The organism is Brucella sp. MAB-22, from assembly GCF_025908475.1.
Taxonomy (GTDB): domain Bacteria; phylum Pseudomonadota; class Alphaproteobacteria; order Rhizobiales; family Rhizobiaceae; genus Brucella; species Brucella anthropi.
In genome coordinates this window covers 73862-92646 of record NZ_CP109781.1, presented here as the reverse complement: position 1 = coordinate 92646, position 18785 = coordinate 73862, and the positions used below count along the sequence as shown (strand labels likewise).

The window sequence follows — 18785 nt, the reverse complement described above, 5'->3', positions numbered from 1 at the left end:
TTTGGTATTCAATCTCGAAATCACCACTTGGTGTGGACCTTGAGTAGCGCTTTACGCCCTTCACCATAGCCGCAGACATAAATGCCCTGACAACCAGCGACATAGCTCTTGTCGAACAGATTGGTGACGTTGAGGTCGACCCCCCAATTGTCTTTTTCGTAACCGAGCTTCAAGTCGGCAAGCGCCACAGCTGGCACCTTGAGTGTATTTTCCTCATCAGCATAAGAGGAACCGAGGTAGCGTACACCGCCGCCGAGCGTCACCCCTTGAAAAGCACCGTCTGGCACCTTGTACTCGACAAAGACGGAGGCCTGTTGTTCCGGCAAGAGGTAAGGACGATTGCCGATAATATCGGGGTTGCTGTCATTCTCTTTGATTTTCAGGTCGTAGGCAGTAACCGAAGCAGTCACTTTCCAAGCATCGGTGATATTGGCCTGAACTTCCAGTTCGAAACCGCGCGAGTTGACCTTGCCAAGCTGCTCACGCGCGAAGCTGGAGCCAGTGAGGGCATTCTCCTTGGTCAAATCAAACAGTGAAGCGGTGATCAAGCCGTCGAACAATTCCGGACGGTATTTGACGCCCACTTCATACTGTGTTCCCGTCTCCGGTTGAGCATAGCTGCCATCTGCCAGCGTTTCGATGATCGGATTGAAGAAAGTCGCGACGCTGACATAAGGCGTTATGCCATTGTCGAATTCGTAGCCCAGTCCAGCGCGGCCTGAAGCTTTGCCCTTGTTATATTCGTAGCTAGGCAATCCTGCCGCGTCGGTTTTGACATAGTCGTAGCGACCATTGAATGTTGCGATCCAGCCGTCGCCGAACTCTACTCGATCCTGTGCGTAAATGCCGATCTGGTGACGTCGCAGATCTTGATCGATATAAGGGTCGAACATCGGGCCCTGTGGTTCACCATATATAGGATTGAAACCATCGATAACAGTCGCCCCGCCGGTCTGCTGCATCTGTTCAATCCGGAAATAACGGTACTCGACACCAAACAGAAGATTGTGTGTCAGAGCATCGGTCTCGATTGTTCCCTCAAGCTGGTTGTCGGCAAGGAAGGTGTTGACCGTCGTATCGTGCCTGAAATTGATGCGCGCAATGTTCGGGTTTCCTGGTGCCGGCTGCGGCAAGAAACCTTCATAACCATAGGCGTAAAGGGTGTGTTCTTTCACATGTGAAAAACCATAGCGAACGTTCTGTCGTACAGTCCAGTCATTGTCGAACTGATGCTCGAATTCATAGCCGATGGAGGCTTGCTCGCGCTCGTAGGAATCAATGTCGGGCTCGGTGAAATTTCGCTTGCGCGAAATCTTGCCGAACTCGGTTGGAACGACAGTGCCGTAGTAGGGAAGAAAGCCTCCACCATCGTGGGTCAGATCAAGATGGGTATAGTTGCCGAGAATGATCAGCTTCGTCGCTTCGTCCGGCTTGTATTCAATGCTTGGCGAGATGACGCCGCGAAATTCCTTGGCGAAGTCTGTATAATTATCACCGCCCTGAATCTTGCCGTTTACACGGTAATTGACCGTATCGCTGGCTTTGTCGCCGATGTCGAAACCAAGATAGGCGTTACCGTAACTATTGATGCCCGTTTCTAGATATCGTAGCCGCTCGTCGGTCGGACGCTTGCTGATATAGTTGACAATGCCGCCCGGATTGGACCCGCCGTAAAGGGCAGACGATGCTCCACGCAGAACGTCGATACGTTCAATGCCAAAGCTATCGATCAGGAAACCACCGAAGCCGTAGCTGAAGTTCTGCAAGCCGTCGAGATAGGTGCCGTATTGGGTGGCTTCGAAACCGCGAATATAGAGCCAGTCGGTATCGTTATCGACACCGAAAGGCTGTCCGAGCACACCTGGCGTATAGCGCAATGCTTCGTCCAGCTTTTGCGCGCCGATGGCATCCATCTGCTTGCGCCCTACAACTGATACGGATTGTGGAATCTTTTCGATGGCAACGCTGTCTTTCGAGCCGGTTGTCGTTGCTGTTGGAACAAAGCCGTTTACCGGCGCAACACCCTCATCACTACGACCATTTCCCGTCTGTACGACAACCGTGTCAAGGCGAACCGTATTGTTAGCCTCTTGCGCATAGGTTGTCGAAACCGGCAGAAACGCAAATGCTGCGTTGCCGGCCAGCAGCATCAGGAAGTGTTGCTTTATCGATGTGGTCATTCGGTGCAAGCCCCTTGAGAAATCCTATATCTGACCCAACTTGCCAACGTCCGATAAGACAACAGCCAGGTGCGGCGAATGCGTCAGCGCTGCAACGCATTGCGAATTAATATGAGTATTTACATCAAGATATTGCTAGAAGATTGTTCGTTATTTCGCCTAATTGAATGATCTTTGGCTAATGTAAAATGTCCTCAAATATCGCTCGCGCTGGGTTTACTGTTGGTGTTGTCTGACCCAGGCGGCAGGCGTAGTGCCGGTCAGTTTCTTGAAAACACGGGTGAAATGCGCCTGATCGGCGAAGCCCGTGAGAGCTGCGATATGGGGTAGGGACACGTTTGGTTGCAGAAGCAGCATCTGCGCTTGATCAATGCGCTTCCGCATCTGCCAGGAGTGCGGTGAAACGCCTGTCGAGGCTTTGAAGGCGCTGCAGAAATAGGATTCGGACAATCCGGCGAGCGTTGCCAGTTCTTGAAGGCGGATAACGCGCGCGTAATTATCCTCCATGAATTCAGTAACGCGGCGAAGCTGTCGCGGTGAAAGCTTGCTGTTAAGCGTCCTTTGTTCCAGCTGCGCTTCAAAGAGTTCTGTTACAAGTGCGGTTAGCAGGCCCTCTCCATAAAGGTCATGCATCGGTGCTTTTGAAATGCATTCTTCGGCCAGCAAGGAACCAATCTGTTCGATCTTCGAGTTCGAAAAGAACAGGCGAGGCTTTTCGATGCTACTTTTGTCCAGCACGTGACTGAAGCGTTGTTGTAGGGCAGCAATATCGAAATGCAGATCGAGATGCTTTAGTTTTCCCGGACGTGTTACGCGGCTCCAGATCGTCATGCCAGCAGGGACGTAGCAAAGCCTTTGCCGCGGTTGAACACTCGCCAGCGTATGGTTGGTTTGTTCGGGGCGGATTGCCAGTTCCCCTCGGCTTTCAAGCACAAGAAAAAGGCGCGGCGCTTCCGAAACATATTCTCCGCGTGCGCCTGGTCCGCAATCGACCGACCATACGTCGGCTATTGCGCCATTCCAAACGCGATAATGGAGATCGTCCAGTAAGCTGACGTCTTCAATGTGACTTTTCATATGCGGATGGAAGCCCAAACTCTTCTTCCCGATGGTGTTTCTCAAAACATGTATATCTTTCTCATATTTTGCTATCAACCTTCGATGAACTGCTTTATTGCAGGGCAGATATCTAGGTCCTGACCCTAGAGTTGACCAAAATCAGGAATGAGAATGATGACCTCCGCTCTGTTCGAACTCGAGAATGTCACCTTTTCAGCCGCCGGGCACGTCCTGTTGCAACCGCTGACGATGTCGATACCGGTGGGAAGCCTGACAGCGCTTATCGGGCATAATGGTTCAGGCAAATCAACACTTCTAAAAATTTTGGCTCGGCAGCAGCCAGTGTCCGGCGGGACTGTACGCTTTGCGGGTAAGGCGCTTGGTGATTGGGGTGACCGTGAGTTTGCGCGTAAGCTTGCCTACCTGCCACAGCAGACTGCACCTGCGGCAGGCATGCTGGTCAGGGAACTTGTCGCTTTGGGGCGCTACCCCTGGCACGGTGCTCTAGGGCGCTTCGGCGCAACGGACCGTCAGAAGGTGGAAGAAGCCATCGAACTGACCGGGATCGGAGCCTTCGCGGACCGATTGGTCGACACCCTTTCGGGCGGTGAGCGTCAGCGCGTCTGGCTCGCCATGCTGGTTGCTCAGGATGCGGAATGCCTTCTGCTTGATGAACCGACTTCGGCGCTGGATATCGCGCACCAGATCGAAGTTCTCTCGCTTGTGCGTAAGCTGTCACACGAAAAGGACCTGAGCGTCTTCGTCGTCTTGCATGATGTCAATATGGCCGCACGCTTTTGCGATGAAGTGTTTGCACTCCACAGCGGCAGATTGATCGCACAATCCACGCCTAAGGGAATTATGGTGCCAGAACGCCTGGAGGAAATCTATGGCATTCCGATGGAAGTCATGCAGCACACTTCTACGGGACAGTTGATCGCTTCGCCGCGATAGGCTGTCAGTCCCTACCTTCTTCGGGCGTTCCTAACGGAAACAGATGACGGAATGGTCGCGCTTCGTCGAGTGCGCGGGCATAGCTCGGCCGTGCAAGCAGACGTTTGCGATAGGTCCACACATTGGCGAATTTTTCGGGAATGGCATAGGTCCAGTCTGCGTAGAGCAGGGCAGGCGCCGCAGCGCAGTCGGCAAGGCTGAAATCATCCCCCGAGACCCATTTGCGCCCTTCCATATGTCGATCCAGAAACGCATAGGCTGTATCGAAGGCTGCTCGCCAGCGGTTGCCCCCGTCGTCATGCTCGCGACCAAGTGCGATATAGACGAGGCGTTGCTGCGGGTAGTTTATGTAATTATCGAAGAAACGATCCCACATTCTCACGTCCGCGCTGACAAGCGGGTCCGATGGGATCAGTTGTCTGGTGTGGGGATGGGTGGCGTCGAGATACTCGATGATACCGGTCGCTTCAAACACCAGTTTTCCATTATGCGTTAGCACGGGGAATTTACCGAAGGGCCAAACGGCGTTGAACTCGCTCGCTACCGGTTCCGTACCATCAAGCATTCTTGCTTCGAAAGTTATGTCCTTTTCATAGAAGGCGGTTATCGCCTTCTGGCAGTATGACGAAAAGGGATGAAGGTAGAGTTTCAAGGTCATCGTGGTCCTCCCAGACAGATGGCAGATGAACTTCAATCGCCGTTGGCGCGATAGTCCGCGCGATTGATGCCATGACGCTGCATCTTATCGTAAAAGGTCTTTCGCGGAATACCGAGCGCCTCAATCGTTTCCTGAACATTGCCATTATGGGCGGCAAGCGTTTCGCGGATGAGCGCTTCTTCGTAGCGCTCGAGCCGTTTTGGAAGTGTTTCTTGATTGCCGACCATCGATTGCAGCAAGTGAGCCGGTTTCGCAACGCCAAGCGCTACGCGGTCGGCAAAATGTGCCAATTCGCGGACATTTCCCGGCCAGCTATGGTTCATGAGATGTCGGTGTGTGGCCGCATCGATAGCGGGCACATCGCGATTGAATCGTTTCGACGCTCGCGTCAGGAAATGTGCGAAAAGCAACGGAATGTCGTCTCGTCTTTCTCTCAGCGGCGGGATGGAAAGCGTGACAACATTCAGCCGGTAATAGAGGTCCTCACGGAAGTCGCCTCTCTGGGCGGGGTCACCGAGGTCGATCTTTGCTGCAGCCACAACCCGCAGATCGACCGGGCGAACCTCATTCGTGCCGAGTGGTGTGATTTCGCGCATCTCAAGGACGCGCAGCAGTTTCACTTGCGTTGCTGCAGGCATGCTTTCAATTTCATCGAGAAACAGCGTGCCACCACTTGCATGTTCAACCCGTCCGAGCCGCTTTTTCTGAGCTCCCGTGAAAGCACCTGCCTCGTGACCGAACAGTTCGCTTTCAATCACCGTTTCGGGCAAGGCCCCGCAGTTGAGCGCTACGAAATTGCCTTTGCGACGATGGCCCCAGTTGTGCAGCAACTGTGCGACGACTTCCTTGCCACTGCCAGTTTCACCAGCCACGAGCACATCAACATCCGTATCGGCTATATCGCGCAAGGTACGGCGCAGATTTTCCATCGCCGGTGTCTGGCCGATCAACGGCAGATCGCCCTCCACATTCTCGGCGGCTTCGCGTAAGGCGCGGTTTTCAACGATAAGCTGTCGCTTTTCCCATGCACGACGGATGCTGTGCACGAGCCTGTCGGCTGCAAACGGCTTAGCGATGAAATCATAGGCACCGTCCTGAATGGCTTGCACCGCCATCGGAATATCACCGTGGCCAGTAATCAGGATTACTGGCAAATCGGGGTCAATGGTTTTGATCCGGGCAAAGAATTGGAGACCGTCGATCTGCGGCATGCGGACATCGGTAACGACAACGCCATCATACTCAAAAGTAACGCTGTTCAACGCATCCAGTGCGCTTGGAAAATCAGTAACCGCAAAACCGGCAAGCTCAAGCGTTTGACGAGTGGCGCGGCGGAGCGCCTTGTCATCGTCGACAAGAATAACGGAGGGTGACTTGCCCATCATGCTTTTCTCAGTTCGATGCGGAAAGATGTGCCTGCGGCATTACTTTCGGCGGAGATGGCCCCGCCATAGTCAGTGACGATCTCCTTGACGATCACAAGACCTAGACCGAGACCTTTCTCCTTCGATGTGTTGAAAGGCGAAAACAGATTGTCGCGAATATGCTGCGGCATACCCGGTCCATTGTCGGAAACCGATATGATGACCTTGTCACGATCTACATGAGTACGAACTTCTATTTTTCCATCATTCTGTTTTAAATCAATGGCTTCCAGTGCATTCTGGAACAGGTTGATGAAAACCTGTTCCAGCCGGATTGAATGACCGATAACTTGCAGTTCCGGCGGTGGTAGTGCGATATCGAGCTGATCCATGCGCCCGGAGAACCTGCTTCGCAACAGTACCAGCGCACCCGAAATGACCTGACTGAGCGAAGTCGGCTCGGAAGGAGTGCGTCCTTTGCGGGCAAGTGCTTTAAGGTCGCCCGTGATTGTACCTATGCGGTCCGTTAATGCGGCGATTTCACTGAGGTTTTCGGTTGCGTCAGAAAGGCGTTTCCGTTCGATGAAGGTTTTTGCGTTGTCTGCATAGGCGCGAATAGTTGCGACGGGCTGGTTGATTTCATGCGCCACGCCAGCCGCTACTTGCCCCATGATGGCCAGGCGATTGGCGTGCACGAGGTCCTGCTGCACCCCTTGCAGCATTGTTTCGGTGCGACGGTGGTCGCTGATCTCAGCTTGCAGTCTGTCGCGTGCCAGACTGAGATCGCGGGTGCGCTCTTCCACGCGTTCTTCCAGTTCCATCTGTGTACGCTGTGCATTGGCGATGCGTGTCGCGATTTTCTGCCTGCGACGTAAAAGAAGTCCGGCAACCGTTGCGATGGCTGAAAGGATGATAAAGGTGAACAACCGGGATTCACGAATGGCGGAAGGAATCTGCGGGCGAATTGGCGCGAGACTGTACATCTGCCAGGGAGTGGAAGGCACGATCGAACGGATCGCGAGAAAGTCGGTATTGCGCGCATTGCCGGGCAGCAGCGCATCAATCAACTGTACATCCTCGCCGTCGATTGACTTGATCGACAGGGGCAAGGGTTTAAGTGGCGCGTCACCAAACTGCAGGCTATCGCGGATAGACTGAAGCTGCTCCTGATCGATCGAGCCAATGGTCATGAAACGCCAGGACGGCAAGCTTGTAATCAGAACGATATTTCGTTCATCCGTCACGAAGGTCGGTCGTCCGGCATTGTTCCAGTCACTTTCCAGCCTGTCGAACTCCAGCTTGACAACGATCACCCCCAAGGGACCGCTTGGGCCATCGATGCGACGGGATATGTAAAGACCGGGGCGATTGCTGACATTGCCGAGCGCAAAGTACTCTGCATCCCCGTTTTTCAAAGCGTTGTGAAAATAGGGGCGAAACTTGTAGTCGTTGCCGACAAAACTCGTTGGTCCGCGCCAGTTGCTTGCCGCGATGGCAATGCCGTCCATGCCGACAAGATAAATGACGGCCGCTTGCGTCCCATCCGCCAATGCTTCGAGTTTCTCATTCAAGGGATCGATTGTTGTGGCTGTTTTGTCCAGTAATGCAGCTTCCAGCGCCTTATCCTTTGACAGCACCAGAGGCAAAGCACGTTGCTTGTCGAGAACAGCGCGCAACAATGCAGTGTTGAGGTTGGCATCGATCCTTGTCTGCTCGCTTAATGCGAGGACGGCCTTGTCTCGTGCCATGTCGCCGACGACCCAGAATGCAAGCGCGAAAACCGCAGCCCAAAACAATCCGAACAACGCCCATGTCCGTCGGTTGATGTTTGTGGGTCGGGTGCGGCTGTCCGCTGGGGAGGGGTTCGAACTCATTGCTCTCATTGTGCAATATTTCACACAAATAGGAAATCCAAATGTGCGGATAATCGCACTTATTCTAGATTTACTTCGATGCGAAAACTCACAAATTTAAAGAAAACAACACGTTAGTGATCTATCTCCAAACTGGCACGGACATTGCAATCAATCAGTTCAGCAGCGGCTGGGACCGCTGGAATTCGAGACTGAAGGCTTGGGAGGCTGGACAGGTTCCGGACTGAGCCGAACGGAGGACACTATGATTGCAGTACCGACAGGTGCCGTGGCTGCGCCGCGCGGCCCAATCCCCTTTTACAAGCATCTTTATGTACAGGTATTGGTGGCTATTGCTGCCGGTATTCTGCTTGGCCATTTTTATCCCGAACTGGGCACGCAGTTGAAGCCGCTTGGCGATGCGTTCATCAAGCTCGTGAAGATGATTATCGCGCCTGTCATCTTCCTGACCGTTGCGACCGGCATCGCCGGAATGACCGACATGAAAAAGGTCGGTCGCGTTGCCGGTAAGGCAATGATCTACTTCCTGACGTTCTCTACGCTTGCCTTGATTATTGGGCTTATCGTCGCCAACGTCGTGCAGCCGGGCGCCGGGATGCACATCGACCCGGCTTCGCTTGATCCGAAGGCCGTTGCCAACTACGCCGCCAAGGCACATGAGCAGACCATCACCGGCTTTCTGAGCAACATCATCCCGACAACGATTGTTGGAGCATTCGCAGACGGCGACATTCTGCAAGTGCTGTTCTTCTCGGTTCTGTTTGGTATTGCGCTGGCTCTTGTCGGCGACAAGGGCAAGCCTGTCACCGATTTTCTTCACGTCCTGACAGCACCCGTTTTCAAGCTGGTTTCGATCCTCATGAAGGCCGCTCCAATCGGTGCTTTCGGTGCCATGGCATTTACCATTGGCAAATACGGCATCGGCTCGATTGCCAATCTCGCGCTTTTGATCGGCACATTCTATCTCACGGCCCTGCTGTTCGTGCTTGTCGTTCTGGGAGCTGTCGCCCGTTACAATGGCTTCTCGATCCTCGCACTCATTCGCTACATCAAGGAAGAGCTGCTGCTGGTTCTGGGCACCTCTTCGTCTGAAGCCGCACTTCCCGCGCTGATGGACAAGATGGAGAAGGCTGGCTGCAAGCGCTCTGTCGTTGGCCTCGTCATTCCGACGGGTTATTCGTTCAACCTCGACGGCACAAATATCTACATGACGCTGGCAGCCCTCTTCATCGCGCAGGCGACGGATATTCCACTGTCACTGAGTGATCAGATACTGCTTCTACTGGTGGCTATGTTAAGCTCCAAGGGTGCAGCAGGCATTACGGGTGCCGGTTTCATCACGCTTGCGGCTACGCTGTCCGTTGTTCCAGCCGTTCCAGTCGCGGGCATGGCCCTGATCCTCGGTATCGACCGCTTCATGTCAGAATGCCGCGCTCTGACCAATCTCGTTGGCAACGCGGTCGCAACCATTGTCGTGGCACGTTGGGAAAATGAACTCGATACCGACAAGTTGGCCGCAGCGATGAACGGAACGCCTGTTGTCACAGACCTTGTTCCGCAGCTGGAACCTGCCGAATAACGGCATATCAGACAGTAAGAGAAACGGCCCGCTTCAGGCGGGCCATCTTCCATCTAGCGCTCTACAGGTTTGCCTTGCGTTATCAACCGGGCGCTATGCTGGCCGGAAATGTAAGTCCAGAGCCAGCTCCAGGCGACGGCGGCACGGCTTCGCGTTCCAATAAGGAAGAAGATGTGCGCAATGCCCCAGAACCACCAGGCGATGAGTCCCTTGAGCTTGAAGCGCCCCATATCAACCACAGCGGCGCCTCTGCCGATGGTCGCGAGATTGCCCTGATGCTTGTAACGGAATGGCATCGGTGGGGTCTTTCCTTCAATGCGGCTTTTGATGACCTTGGCAACATAGGCACCTTGTTGCTTGGCGGCAGGGGCAATACCCGGAACCGGCTTGCCGTCCGGTCCCTCGACCCACGCCGTATCACCAATGACGAAGATATCCCCATGGCCAGGTACATTGAGGTTGGATAACACCTTCACGCGCCCTGCTCGGTCACTCTCGGCGTTGAGCCACGTTGCAGCTGGAGAGGCAGCCACGCCTGCTGCCCAGATTGCCGTCCGGCATGGAATGAACTCTTCGCCGACAGTCACGCCCTCGGCTGTGATGTCTTTGACTGGAATTCCGAGCCGTACTTCCACCCCCAGTTTTTCGAGCGCTTTCAACGCATAACTGGACAGGTCTTCTGGAAACGCCGCCAGAATGCGCGGACCGGCTTCAAGCAGCATCACGCGTGTCTGCCGCGTGTCTATATTGCGAAACTCCGGCCATATGGTTTGCTTGGCCAACTCAGCGATAATGCCTGCTAGTTCAACGCCCGTCGGCCCGCCACCCACGATGGCAAATGTCAACAATGCTTGCCGCTTTGCTTCATCGCTTTCACGTTCTGCACGCTCAAAGGCGAGAAGCAGGCGACGGCGAATGGTGGTTGCGTCCTCAAGCGCCTTCAGTCCGGGGGCCAACGCTTCCCATTGATCGTTGCCGAAATAGGCGTGTCGTGCTCCAGTGGCGAGTACGAGCATGTCGTACGAAATTTCGGTGCCGTTTTCGAGCAGCACCTGACGGTGCTCGGTGTCAACATCGGTGACTGTGCCCAATAGCGTGGTCACTTCCTTGCGATCTTTGAACAGATGCCGGATCGGCCAGGCAATTTCGGACGTGGCGAGGATAGTTGTTGCCACCTGATAGAGAAGCGGCTGGAACAGGTGATGATTACGCTGATCGATCAGCGTTATTCGCACGTCGACGTTTCTAAGGTCGTGGATCAGTTGCAATCCGCCAAAACCGGCGCCTACGACAACGAGATGGGGGGCTCGCTTTTCACTCATTACTTCAGCCTGCTTTCATCCTTAAAATGCTCGTCAATCACCCTGTTGCAAGAGGAGGATCGTCGTCAGACATATTTTATGTCTGTGTCCTGTTTTTTCCAGACATCTTACCCCGATATTGATCTATTTTAAGTTTTCATCACACAACGGTGTAAGGAGATTGTCTCCGTTCCAGAATAGAACAATTCCAGAAAGCACTTTCAGCTTTTTGAGCGATCTTGTTTTGCTGTCATTTCTTTTAACATTTTGCGTTTGCGGCCTCTTGTCTTTGGTGTTTCCGCTCTAGCTAACCCTAGGTTGTTATCGGAGCTTGGAGGGACGGATGCATTGGCTTCAGGCAATATTTCAGCAGGCACCCGAAATTGCTTTGTTCCTTTCCCTGGCCGGCGGGTATGCGATCGGCAAGATACACTTCGGCAAGTTCCAGTTAGGAGGGGTTGCCGGGTCACTGCTTGTCGCGGTGATAATCAGCCAGGTGGGCGTTCAGATCGATAATGGGGTGAAGGCTCTGCTCTTCGCCCTTTTTATTTACGCAGTCGGTTTCGAAAGTGGTCCGCAATTCTTTCGATCACTCGGGCGGCAATCCTTGCGTGAGATCGCAATGGCCGCGGTGCTCGCGATCAGCGGTCTCGCGACCGTCGTCATCATGGCGCGCATATTTGGTTTGGACAAAGGTCTTGCGGCGGGTATCGCAGCAGGTGGGCTGACGCAATCTGCAATCATCGGAACGGCAAGTTCGGCCATTTCCAAGCTTGGTCTGGCAGCCGACGAAGTGCAGCGATTGCAGGCCAATGTCGCTGTTGGATATGCTGTGACCTATATTTTCGGTTCCTTCGGAGCGATCATTGTCTGCGTCAATCTGCTGCCGAAATTCATGGGACGCACTATCCGCGACGATGCCATCAAGGCGGAAGCCGAACTGTTGGCTGGCATAAGGGTCTTGGGGCAGGGCGAAAGCGAAGCAGCTCCTGATCTTGTGGGGCGCATCTATAAGGTGGAACAGGCATCAGGAAAGACCGTGGCCCAGATTGAGGCGATGACCTCTGTTGAAGACGCCATAACCATTGAACGGGTCAAACGTGCTGGCAAGATCATCGGCCTCGCACCCAATCTCCATCTGGAAAGGGACGACATCGTTCTTGCGGCCGGCAGGCGCTCAGGCGTTGTCGCTTCTGGCAACAAGATCGGCACCGAATTGCAATCTTCTGAAGGCATGGATGTCGTCGTGCAAATCCGTGACGTGACGATCACTTCACCGGATTATATCGGCAAGACCGTTGCTGCGATCAAGGAGAATATAAGCTCTGAACTGCGCCACGGCGTCTATGTTATCGGCGTCAAACGGGCCGACAAGCCTTTGCCGCTGCAACCTGATACAGTCATCAGTGCTGGCGATGTCGTTTCACTCTACGGAACCGATCAGGATTTGCAGCGTGCGGCGAAGTCTATTGGTCCGGTGATCGTTCCAAGTGACAAGACCGATTTCGTGTTTCATGGTCTTGGTATCGCATTCGGTCTTCTGATTGGTCTGGCTGTCGTGCGCATTGGTTCGATACCGCTGACACTCGGCAGCGGCGGCGGCGCGCTTCTGTCAGGTCTGCTCTTCGGCTGGTATCGCAGCCGGAACATGACCATCGGCAATATGCCGACCGGCGCTTCCACATTGCTGCGCGATTTGGGCCTCGCTGGCTTTGTTGCAGTTGTCGGCCTCCAGTCAGGTCTGCAGGCCGTGCAGACAATTATCAGCAGCGGTCTCACCATTTTCCTGATCGGTGTGGTCGTAACCATTCTGCCGCTGATCATCACGATGTTCTTTGGCCGTTACGTGCTGAAATATGACAATGTGGCTATATTTGCTGGCGCTCTTTCCGGGTCGCGCAGCGCAAATCCTGCCTTTGGCGAAGTGCTCGACAAGGCAGGCAATTCCATTCCTACCACCCCGTTCGCAATCACCTATGCGCTTGCCAATGTCTTTTTGACATTGCTCGGGCCGTTGGTGGTCGCTTTCTCCTGAGGAGTAGATCATGGCGAAGACTGATTATAGCAAATATGCAAAGCTAAGCCCGTTCGAACTCAAGGATGCACTGATCCAGCTGGCTTCAAGCAAAGCTGATCTGACCATGCTGAACGCCGGGCGCGGCAATCCGAACTTTCTTGCCACCTTACCGCGTCGTGCCTTTCTGCGGCTGGGGCTTTTTGCAGTCGCAGAAGCCGAACTTTCCTATTCCTATATGTCGACAAGCGTGGGCGGTTTGCCGAAAGTCGAGGGAATTGAAGGGCGTTTCCAGAGATTTCTCTCTGACAATGGCGACCAGCCCGGGGTGAAGTTTCTCGGGCGTGCACTGTCTTATGTGCGTGATCAGCTGGGCCTTTCCCCATCAGAATATCTGCATGAAATGGTAGAAGGCATTCTTGGGTGTAACTATCCGGTTCCGCCGCGCATGCTGAAGATCAGCGAAGAGATCGTGAAGCATTATCTCGTGCGCGAGATGATCGGCGGTTACATGAGTTCCGATAAACTCGATATATTTGCGGTCGAAGGCGGAACTGCTGCCATGACCTATATTTTCGATACGCTGAAACAGAACAAGATACTTGATGAAGGCGATACAGTCGCCATCGGTATGCCAGCTTTCACGCCCTACATCGAAATACCGGAACTGAACAATTATAGGTTGAAAGAAGTGCACATCAATGCCGACCCGCACCAGGGCTGGCAATATCCGGAAGCGGAGCTGAACAAGCTGCTCGACAAGTCGGTCAAGGTCTTCTTCCTGATCAATCCGAGCAACCCGCCGTCGGTCAAGATGGATCAACGCGGCCTTGAGCAAATCGCGCGGATCGTCAAGGAAAAGCGTCCCGATCTCATGATCTTGACGGATGACGTCTACGGTACTTTTGCAGATGACTTTAAGTCGCTCTTTGCGATCTGCCCTTACAATACAATGCTCGTCTATTCTTTTTCCAAGTATTTCGGAGCAACCGGCTGGCGTCTTGGTGTTGTCGCCATGCAGAAGGACAATCTTCTGGATGAAAAGCTCAAGAACCTCCCGTCATCGGCGAAGAAGGAAATGAATGAGCGCTATTCCTCACTAACGCCGGATGTCTCAAAACTGAAGTTTATTGACAGGCTTGTTGCCGACAGCCGCACTGTCGCGCTTAACCACACAGCAGGGCTATCAACGCCGCAGCAAGTGCAGATGGTTCTGTTCTCGCTTTTCGGTCTGATGGACGAAAAGGATTCCTACAAGGCCGAACTCAAGAAGTTGATCCGTCACCGTGAAGCGGCGCTTTATCGCGAGCTTGGGCTGGAACCACAGTCCGACGAGAATGAAGTCGATTATTATACGCTGCTCGATCTGGAAGATATCGTTCGCCGCCTCTACGGCGATGATTTTGCGGCCTGGGTGAAGAAGAATATCTCTCCAACAGAATTGCTTTTCCGTATCGCAGATGAAACCGGCATTGTTATGCTTCCGGGCACTGGCTTCGGTACTTTGCAGCCTGCAGGGCGTATCTCGCTGGCGAACCTCAATGAGTATGAATATGCCGCTATCGGACGTTCGCTGCGGCGTATGGCGGAAGAGGTTTACGACAAGGAATTCAAGCCAAAGAAGAAAAACAAATAAGTTGTTGGGCAGGGGCGCGAAAAGCGCCCCTTCGGCCATTAGACTGACGACAGAACCAGCAAGTCGCGGCGGACGTCATCACCGTTGCCGCTTATGAGCTGCTTCTCGATATCCGCATGTGTGGCTTTCCATATCGGCACCGCTGCAGCAAGGGCTGCTTTTCCCTCTGGCGTGAGTTGCAATAAACGCTCGCGCCGGTCCTTTGGGTTGATAACGATCTCCACCCAACCTTGCCGCTGCAATGGCTTCAACGCTGCAGTCAAAGTCGTCTGATCCATGGCCAGAAGCTCAGCGACCGGCTTCATTGGCGTCGGTGCCGGGCGATTGAGCGACATCATCAGCGAGAATTGGCCGTTGGTCAGCCCAACTGGACGCAGAGCGTCGTCAAACCGGCGGGCGAGCGCACGTGCGGCACGCTGAACATGCAAGCAAAGGCAGGTATCACGAACCAGAAGTGTTGTTTCAAAGGGTACATCGAGGCTATTTGACATGATTTATTAATATTGATATCAATGTAAATCGTCAAGCGGGAACATTGATATCTGGGCATAGACAGGGAGCAAAAGCCGGAGGAGGGCTTGCACCATGAATGAGGTCGTATCCCGAGAAGTTTGGCTTGAGGCGCGACGTGCGCTTCTGGCAAGTGAAAAAGAAGCCACTCATCTGCGCGACAAGGTCAATCGTGAGCGGCAGGCACTGCCATGGGTGAAGGTTGATAAGGATTATGCATTCGATACGCCTTCTGGTCGGAAGTCGCTTTCCGAACTGTTCGACGGGCGTAGCCAGTTGCTGATCTACCATTTCATGTTCGGACCCGACTGGGATCAAGGTTGCACCGGATGTTCGTTCCTTGCTGACAATCTTGATGGTGCCGTGACTCATCTCAACAATCACGACGTCACGCTAGTTGCCGTTTCGCGCGGGCCTCTGGCAAAGCTGGAAGCCTATAAGAAGCGGATGGGCTGGCATTTCCCATGGGTTTCGTCAGAAGGCAGTGATTTCAACTTCGATTACCACGTCTCCTTTACGAAGGATGAACTCGAGAATAACCGCGTTTTCTACAATTTCGACAAGCTGGCTGCAGAAGATGCTTTTGATGAGCTGCCCGGCATGAGCGCTTTCTACAAGGACGAAAGCGGTGCCATCTATCACACCTATTCCAGCTATGCCCGAGGCATCGAGGAGTGGATAGGCACTTTGATGATCCTCGACCGCGCCCCCAAGGGCCGGAATGAAAATGGCACGATGCATTTCGTCAAACGGCACGATGAGTATGAAGCACAGGCTTCCAAGCACAGCTGCTGCGGCTGATCATTCAACTGTGAAAGAAATCCAAGGGAGTACTTTCAATGAAAAACGGCTCTTCTCCGTTCGTCTGGTATGAACTTATGACAACAGATGCTGACAACGCACAGGATTTTTATACAAAAGTCGTCGGCTGGACAGCGAAAGATGCCGGGGTTCCCGGCATGAAATATACATTGTTCGAAGTGCCCGGATGCATGATTGCAGGCATGATGTCGATGGCGGATATGCCAAAGGAAGATTGCGGAGGCGAACCCGGCTGGATCGGTTATGTCGGTGTCGCAAATGCAGACGAATATGCCAAAAAGGTTGAAGCAGAAGGTGGCAAGGTGCTCAGAGCAGCGCAGGATATCCCGGACATTGGACGGTTTGCGATCGTTTCGGACCCGCAAGGTGGTATCTTTGCACTTTTTGAACCGAAAGACGACATGCCGCCACCGGCTGACTTCGGTTCGCGCAAACCGGGGCATCCGGGCTGGCATGAACTGTATGCTCAAAACTGCGAGACGGTATTTCCGTTCTATGAGAAAGTTTTCGGCTGGAAGCTCTCACGCAATTTCGACATGGGGCCTATGGGCAATTACAAGGTGTTCAGTGTCGATGGCGCCGATCACGGCGGTATCATGACCGCACCTCCCGGCACTCCTGTTGGCTGGGGCTTCTACTTCATGGTCGATGGCGTGAAGAATGCTGCCAGCCGGGTCAAGTCTCTCGGCGGAGCGGTTTTGCAAGAGCCGATGGAAGTACCGAACGGCGAATGGGTTGTTCAATGCAAGGATCCGCAAGGTGTGAACATCTCGCTCGTGGCGCCAAAACCGTAGGATAATTGCGCCTTGCGATTGACTGCCGATACATTTGCGATGATTGGTTGGACCATCGAAACGTATCGGCGGAAGATCGATCATGCACGACAGAAGGATGCGTCAGTCTCGGCAGGCAGGTACTGTTTTTGCCGCGGATGTTGGTGGGTCCTTCATTCGGCTGGCCCGCTCTGTACATCCGGGACACATCGAACTTCTTGAAAAGTTGCCGACCCCTGCAAACAGTTGGGATGAGTTCGGGGGCGCATTGGAAACTGCGCTTCGAACCCGCGTATCGGACGAGGCGGGGCCACTTGCACTTTCCATCGCTGGATTGGTTGATCCAGTAACTAGTTCCGCTTTCTCGGCGAACATTCCTTGCATCACCGATCATAGATTAAGCCTTGAACTCGGCGAGCGATTGCAGCGACAGGTGATCGCCGCCAATGATGCTGATTGTCTGGCCCTTGCAGAAGCTATCGAAGGGGCCGGTAAGGGGCACGACATAGTTTTTTGCGCAGTGCTGGGCACAGGTGTTGGCGGCGGGCTTGTTATCGACGGTCGATTGGTTCGCGGTAAAGCCGGTTTGACTGGCGAATGGGGGCATGGCCCGATCCTCAACACGTGTGTAGAAATAGACGGACAAACAGTGTCGGTTCCTCGCTTCGATTGTGGCTGCGGTCAGAGCGGTTGCGTCGATACGATTGGCGGCGCGCGCGGGATCGAAAAGCTGCACCAGTTTCTGAACGGTATAGATGCGAGTAGCCATGCGGTCCTGCAGGAATGGCTGGAAGGCAGACCGGAGGCGAGACGGACGATTACCGCTTATCTCCAGCTGGTTGCCGATCCGCTTGCAGCCGTCGTCAACATAACAGGCACGTCGATTATTCCGGTTGGTGGTGGACTTGCTACTGCTTCCGAATTGATCTCCGCACTTGATACGGCCGTCAGGGCCAGAATTTTGCGGAAAATGAACCAGCCATTGGTCGTTCCGGGTGTATTCGGCAGTGATGGCGGTTTGGTTGGGGCCGCAATATTGGGGCATCAGACGTGAGCGTGTTACTTGAAGTCTGCGTGGATAGCGCCGAAGGGTTGCGGTCGGCAATAGAAGGTGGTGCGGATCGTATCGAGCTCTGTTCTGCGCTTGAGCTTGGTGGTTTGACGCCTTCGCTGGGATTGATGGAGCTTGCCTCGAAAGCGCCAATCCCGGTTTACGCAATGATCAGACCGCGCGCCGGCAATTTCTGCTTTTCGACAGAAGATGAAGCCATCATGGTGTCGGATATTCGTAATGTCAGAAATGCCGGTTTGGCCGGTGTTGTTATTGGCGCTTCGCTGAGCGACGGTTCTCTTGATGTCGCCATGTTGGAAAGACTGGTTGCAGAAGCAAAAGACCTTGGAACGACGCTTCATCGCGCATTCGATCTCGTTCCGAATATGGAGATTGCCGTACAGCAAGCAATTGCACTCGGCTTTGAGCGCATTCTGACGTCTGGCCTGTCACAAACCGCGGAAAAGGGGTTGGATAATCTGCGGGTGCTGGCTGAGTTGGCTGGTGACCGCATCCGCATCACGCCCGGCAGCGGCGTCAACGCGGAGAATGCGAGACGGATCGTGGAGGCAACGGGCGCGGCAGAGATTCATGCTTCATGCCGTGTCCCGGTCGAAGAGAAGGATTCTCGCGCTATCGCTTTCGGTTTTGCCGCAGAACAATCATTTCGGACATCAGCTCAGCGTGTAAGCGCTTTGAAAGCCGCCATAGAAAAAATTTGAAGGACGTTTATTCCAAATTTTGTAAGTCGCTGAGTACAGCATTCATAAACTGATCGGCAAAAGAAATGGAAACTTCTCATACACTTTAAGGCAGCACTTAAACCCTATTGCCACCCCGAAAGAGTTTGAGTAGAAGTGACATCACATCAAGAGTTGGGAGACGCCCAACGCCAACCTGCCTCTCCGGGCAAGGTGGTACTCTCTGTAAAGAGAGGATGTGGCCAAACCGGCAAATATACGGACAAAGCCACTCGCGTCTTCCCCCAACATAAACTAGGGACCGACGCG

The 18785-nt window shown here is 53.7% G+C and carries 15 protein-coding genes and 1 riboswitch; of the genes, 8 read left to right on the top strand and 7 right to left on the bottom strand.

Annotation, left to right across the window (positions count from 1 at the left end; translation table 11 throughout):
• Window positions 1–20: 20 nt before the first annotated feature.
• Both OHI65_RS00415 and OHI65_RS00410 read right to left on the bottom strand, forming a co-directional pair.
• Window positions 21–2180, bottom strand: a complete 2160-nt coding sequence (locus OHI65_RS00415; RefSeq protein ID WP_264358704.1) for a TonB-dependent siderophore receptor — start codon at window positions 2178–2180, stop codon at window positions 21–23.
• Between the two features lie 216 nt (window positions 2181–2396).
• Window positions 2397–3257, bottom strand: coding sequence for a helix-turn-helix domain-containing protein (locus OHI65_RS00410; protein ID WP_235824408.1), 861 nt, complete (start codon window positions 3255–3257; stop codon window positions 2397–2399).
• A 156-nt stretch (window positions 3258–3413) separates the two neighbouring features.
• Between OHI65_RS00410 and OHI65_RS00405 the strand changes: the two genes are divergently transcribed.
• On the top strand, window positions 3414–4193 hold the full coding sequence (locus OHI65_RS00405) for an ATP-binding cassette domain-containing protein (RefSeq protein ID WP_040128704.1): 780 nt from the start codon (window positions 3414–3416) through the stop codon (window positions 4191–4193).
• A 4-nt stretch (window positions 4194–4197) separates the two neighbouring features.
• On the opposite strand, the gene OHI65_RS00400 is transcribed toward OHI65_RS00405, so the two are convergent.
• The 3 genes from OHI65_RS00400 to OHI65_RS00390 are packed head-to-tail and all read right to left on the bottom strand — an operon-like array spanning window position 4198 to window position 8098.
• Window positions 4198–4851: a glutathione S-transferase family protein gene (locus tag OHI65_RS00400; protein ID WP_012092897.1), complete on the bottom strand. Its 654-nt coding sequence runs from the start codon at window positions 4849–4851 to the stop codon at window positions 4198–4200.
• A gap of 32 nt (window positions 4852–4883) precedes the next feature.
• Window positions 4884–6236: a sigma-54-dependent transcriptional regulator gene (locus OHI65_RS00395; protein ID WP_125300651.1), complete on the bottom strand. Its 1353-nt coding sequence runs from the start codon at window positions 6234–6236 to the stop codon at window positions 4884–4886.
• Window positions 6233–8098 (bottom strand): ATP-binding protein, encoded by a 1866-nt coding sequence (locus OHI65_RS00390; protein ID WP_012092899.1) that lies wholly within the window; start codon window positions 8096–8098, stop codon window positions 6233–6235. The genes OHI65_RS00395 and OHI65_RS00390 overlap by 4 nt, the downstream gene beginning before the upstream one ends.
• A 235-nt stretch (window positions 8099–8333) precedes the next feature.
• Here OHI65_RS00390 and OHI65_RS00385 point away from each other — a divergent pair, with 235 nt between their 5' ends.
• Window positions 8334–9668, top strand: coding sequence for a dicarboxylate/amino acid:cation symporter (locus OHI65_RS00385; RefSeq protein WP_125300650.1), 1335 nt, complete (start codon window positions 8334–8336; stop codon window positions 9666–9668).
• A 53-nt stretch (window positions 9669–9721) separates the two neighbouring features.
• On the opposite strand, the gene OHI65_RS00380 is transcribed toward OHI65_RS00385, so the two are convergent.
• On the bottom strand, window positions 9722–10990 hold the full coding sequence (locus OHI65_RS00380; RefSeq protein ID WP_125300649.1) for an NAD(P)/FAD-dependent oxidoreductase: 1269 nt from the start codon (window positions 10988–10990) through the stop codon (window positions 9722–9724).
• 322 nt (window positions 10991–11312) lie between these two features.
• Between OHI65_RS00380 and aspT the strand changes: the two genes are divergently transcribed.
• Both aspT and OHI65_RS00370 read left to right on the top strand, forming a co-directional pair.
• The gene (gene aspT / locus OHI65_RS00375) at window positions 11313–13004 is read left to right on the top strand and encodes an aspartate-alanine antiporter (RefSeq protein WP_264358703.1); all 1692 of its coding nucleotides are present in this window, start codon (window positions 11313–11315) and stop codon (window positions 13002–13004) included.
• A 10-nt stretch (window positions 13005–13014) separates the two neighbouring features.
• Window positions 13015–14619, top strand: a complete 1605-nt coding sequence (locus OHI65_RS00370) for a bifunctional aspartate transaminase/aspartate 4-decarboxylase (RefSeq protein ID WP_010658682.1) — start codon at window positions 13015–13017, stop codon at window positions 14617–14619.
• A gap of 38 nt (window positions 14620–14657) precedes the next feature.
• Here OHI65_RS00370 and OHI65_RS00365 read toward each other — a convergent pair whose 3' ends face one another.
• Window positions 14658–15110, bottom strand: coding sequence for a MarR family winged helix-turn-helix transcriptional regulator (locus OHI65_RS00365; RefSeq protein WP_125300648.1), 453 nt, complete (start codon window positions 15108–15110; stop codon window positions 14658–14660).
• A 94-nt stretch (window positions 15111–15204) separates the two neighbouring features.
• On the opposite strand from OHI65_RS00365, the gene OHI65_RS00360 reads away from it, so the two are divergent.
• From OHI65_RS00360 to OHI65_RS00345, 4 genes are all read left to right on the top strand, one after another.
• Entirely contained in the window at window positions 15205–15930 is a 726-nt protein-coding gene (locus tag OHI65_RS00360) for a DUF899 domain-containing protein (RefSeq protein ID WP_010658684.1), read from the top strand.
• A gap of 38 nt (window positions 15931–15968) precedes the next feature.
• Window positions 15969–16745: a VOC family protein gene (locus OHI65_RS00355; RefSeq protein ID WP_010658685.1), complete on the top strand. Its 777-nt coding sequence runs from the start codon at window positions 15969–15971 to the stop codon at window positions 16743–16745.
• An 82-nt stretch (window positions 16746–16827) separates the two neighbouring features.
• Window positions 16828–17778, top strand: a complete 951-nt coding sequence (locus tag OHI65_RS00350) for an ROK family protein (protein WP_125300647.1) — start codon at window positions 16828–16830, stop codon at window positions 17776–17778.
• A complete protein-coding gene (locus tag OHI65_RS00345; RefSeq protein ID WP_125300646.1) occupies window positions 17775–18497 on the top strand; it encodes a copper homeostasis protein CutC in 723 nt (240 codons plus the stop codon). The genes OHI65_RS00350 and OHI65_RS00345 overlap by 4 nt, the downstream gene beginning before the upstream one ends.
• 138 nt (window positions 18498–18635) lie before the next feature.
• A riboswitch (SAM-I-IV-variant riboswitch) is annotated at window positions 18636–18744 on the top strand.
• Window positions 18745–18785: the final 41 nt, after the last annotated feature.

What these genes read in the sequence shown, in the direction of transcription:
- OHI65_RS00415 (WP_264358704.1), bottom strand. Translation starts at nt 2,180, where the DNA reads ATGACCACATCGATAAAGCAACACTTCCTGATGCTGCTGGCCGGCAAC.
- OHI65_RS00410 (WP_235824408.1), bottom strand. Translation starts at nt 3,257, where the DNA reads ATGAAAAGTCACATTGAAGACGTCAGCTTACTGGACGATCTCCATTAT.
- OHI65_RS00405 (WP_040128704.1), top strand. Translation starts at nt 3,414, where the DNA reads ATGACCTCCGCTCTGTTCGAACTCGAGAATGTCACCTTTTCAGCCGCC.
- OHI65_RS00400 (WP_012092897.1), bottom strand. Translation starts at nt 4,851, where the DNA reads ATGACCTTGAAACTCTACCTTCATCCCTTTTCGTCATACTGCCAGAAG.
- OHI65_RS00395 (WP_125300651.1), bottom strand. Translation starts at nt 6,236, where the DNA reads ATGATGGGCAAGTCACCCTCCGTTATTCTTGTCGACGATGACAAGGCG.
- OHI65_RS00390 (WP_012092899.1), bottom strand. Translation starts at nt 8,098, where the DNA reads ATGAGAGCAATGAGTTCGAACCCCTCCCCAGCGGACAGCCGCACCCGA.
- OHI65_RS00385 (WP_125300650.1), top strand. Translation starts at nt 8,334, where the DNA reads ATGATTGCAGTACCGACAGGTGCCGTGGCTGCGCCGCGCGGCCCAATC.
- OHI65_RS00380 (WP_125300649.1), bottom strand. Translation starts at nt 10,990, where the DNA reads ATGAGTGAAAAGCGAGCCCCCCATCTCGTTGTCGTAGGCGCCGGTTTT.
- aspT (WP_264358703.1), top strand. Translation starts at nt 11,313, where the DNA reads ATGCATTGGCTTCAGGCAATATTTCAGCAGGCACCCGAAATTGCTTTG.
- OHI65_RS00370 (WP_010658682.1), top strand. Translation starts at nt 13,015, where the DNA reads ATGGCGAAGACTGATTATAGCAAATATGCAAAGCTAAGCCCGTTCGAA.
- OHI65_RS00365 (WP_125300648.1), bottom strand. Translation starts at nt 15,110, where the DNA reads ATGTCAAATAGCCTCGATGTACCCTTTGAAACAACACTTCTGGTTCGT.
- OHI65_RS00360 (WP_010658684.1), top strand. Translation starts at nt 15,205, where the DNA reads ATGAATGAGGTCGTATCCCGAGAAGTTTGGCTTGAGGCGCGACGTGCG.
- OHI65_RS00355 (WP_010658685.1), top strand. Translation starts at nt 15,969, where the DNA reads ATGAAAAACGGCTCTTCTCCGTTCGTCTGGTATGAACTTATGACAACA.
- OHI65_RS00350 (WP_125300647.1), top strand. Translation starts at nt 16,828, where the DNA reads ATGCACGACAGAAGGATGCGTCAGTCTCGGCAGGCAGGTACTGTTTTT.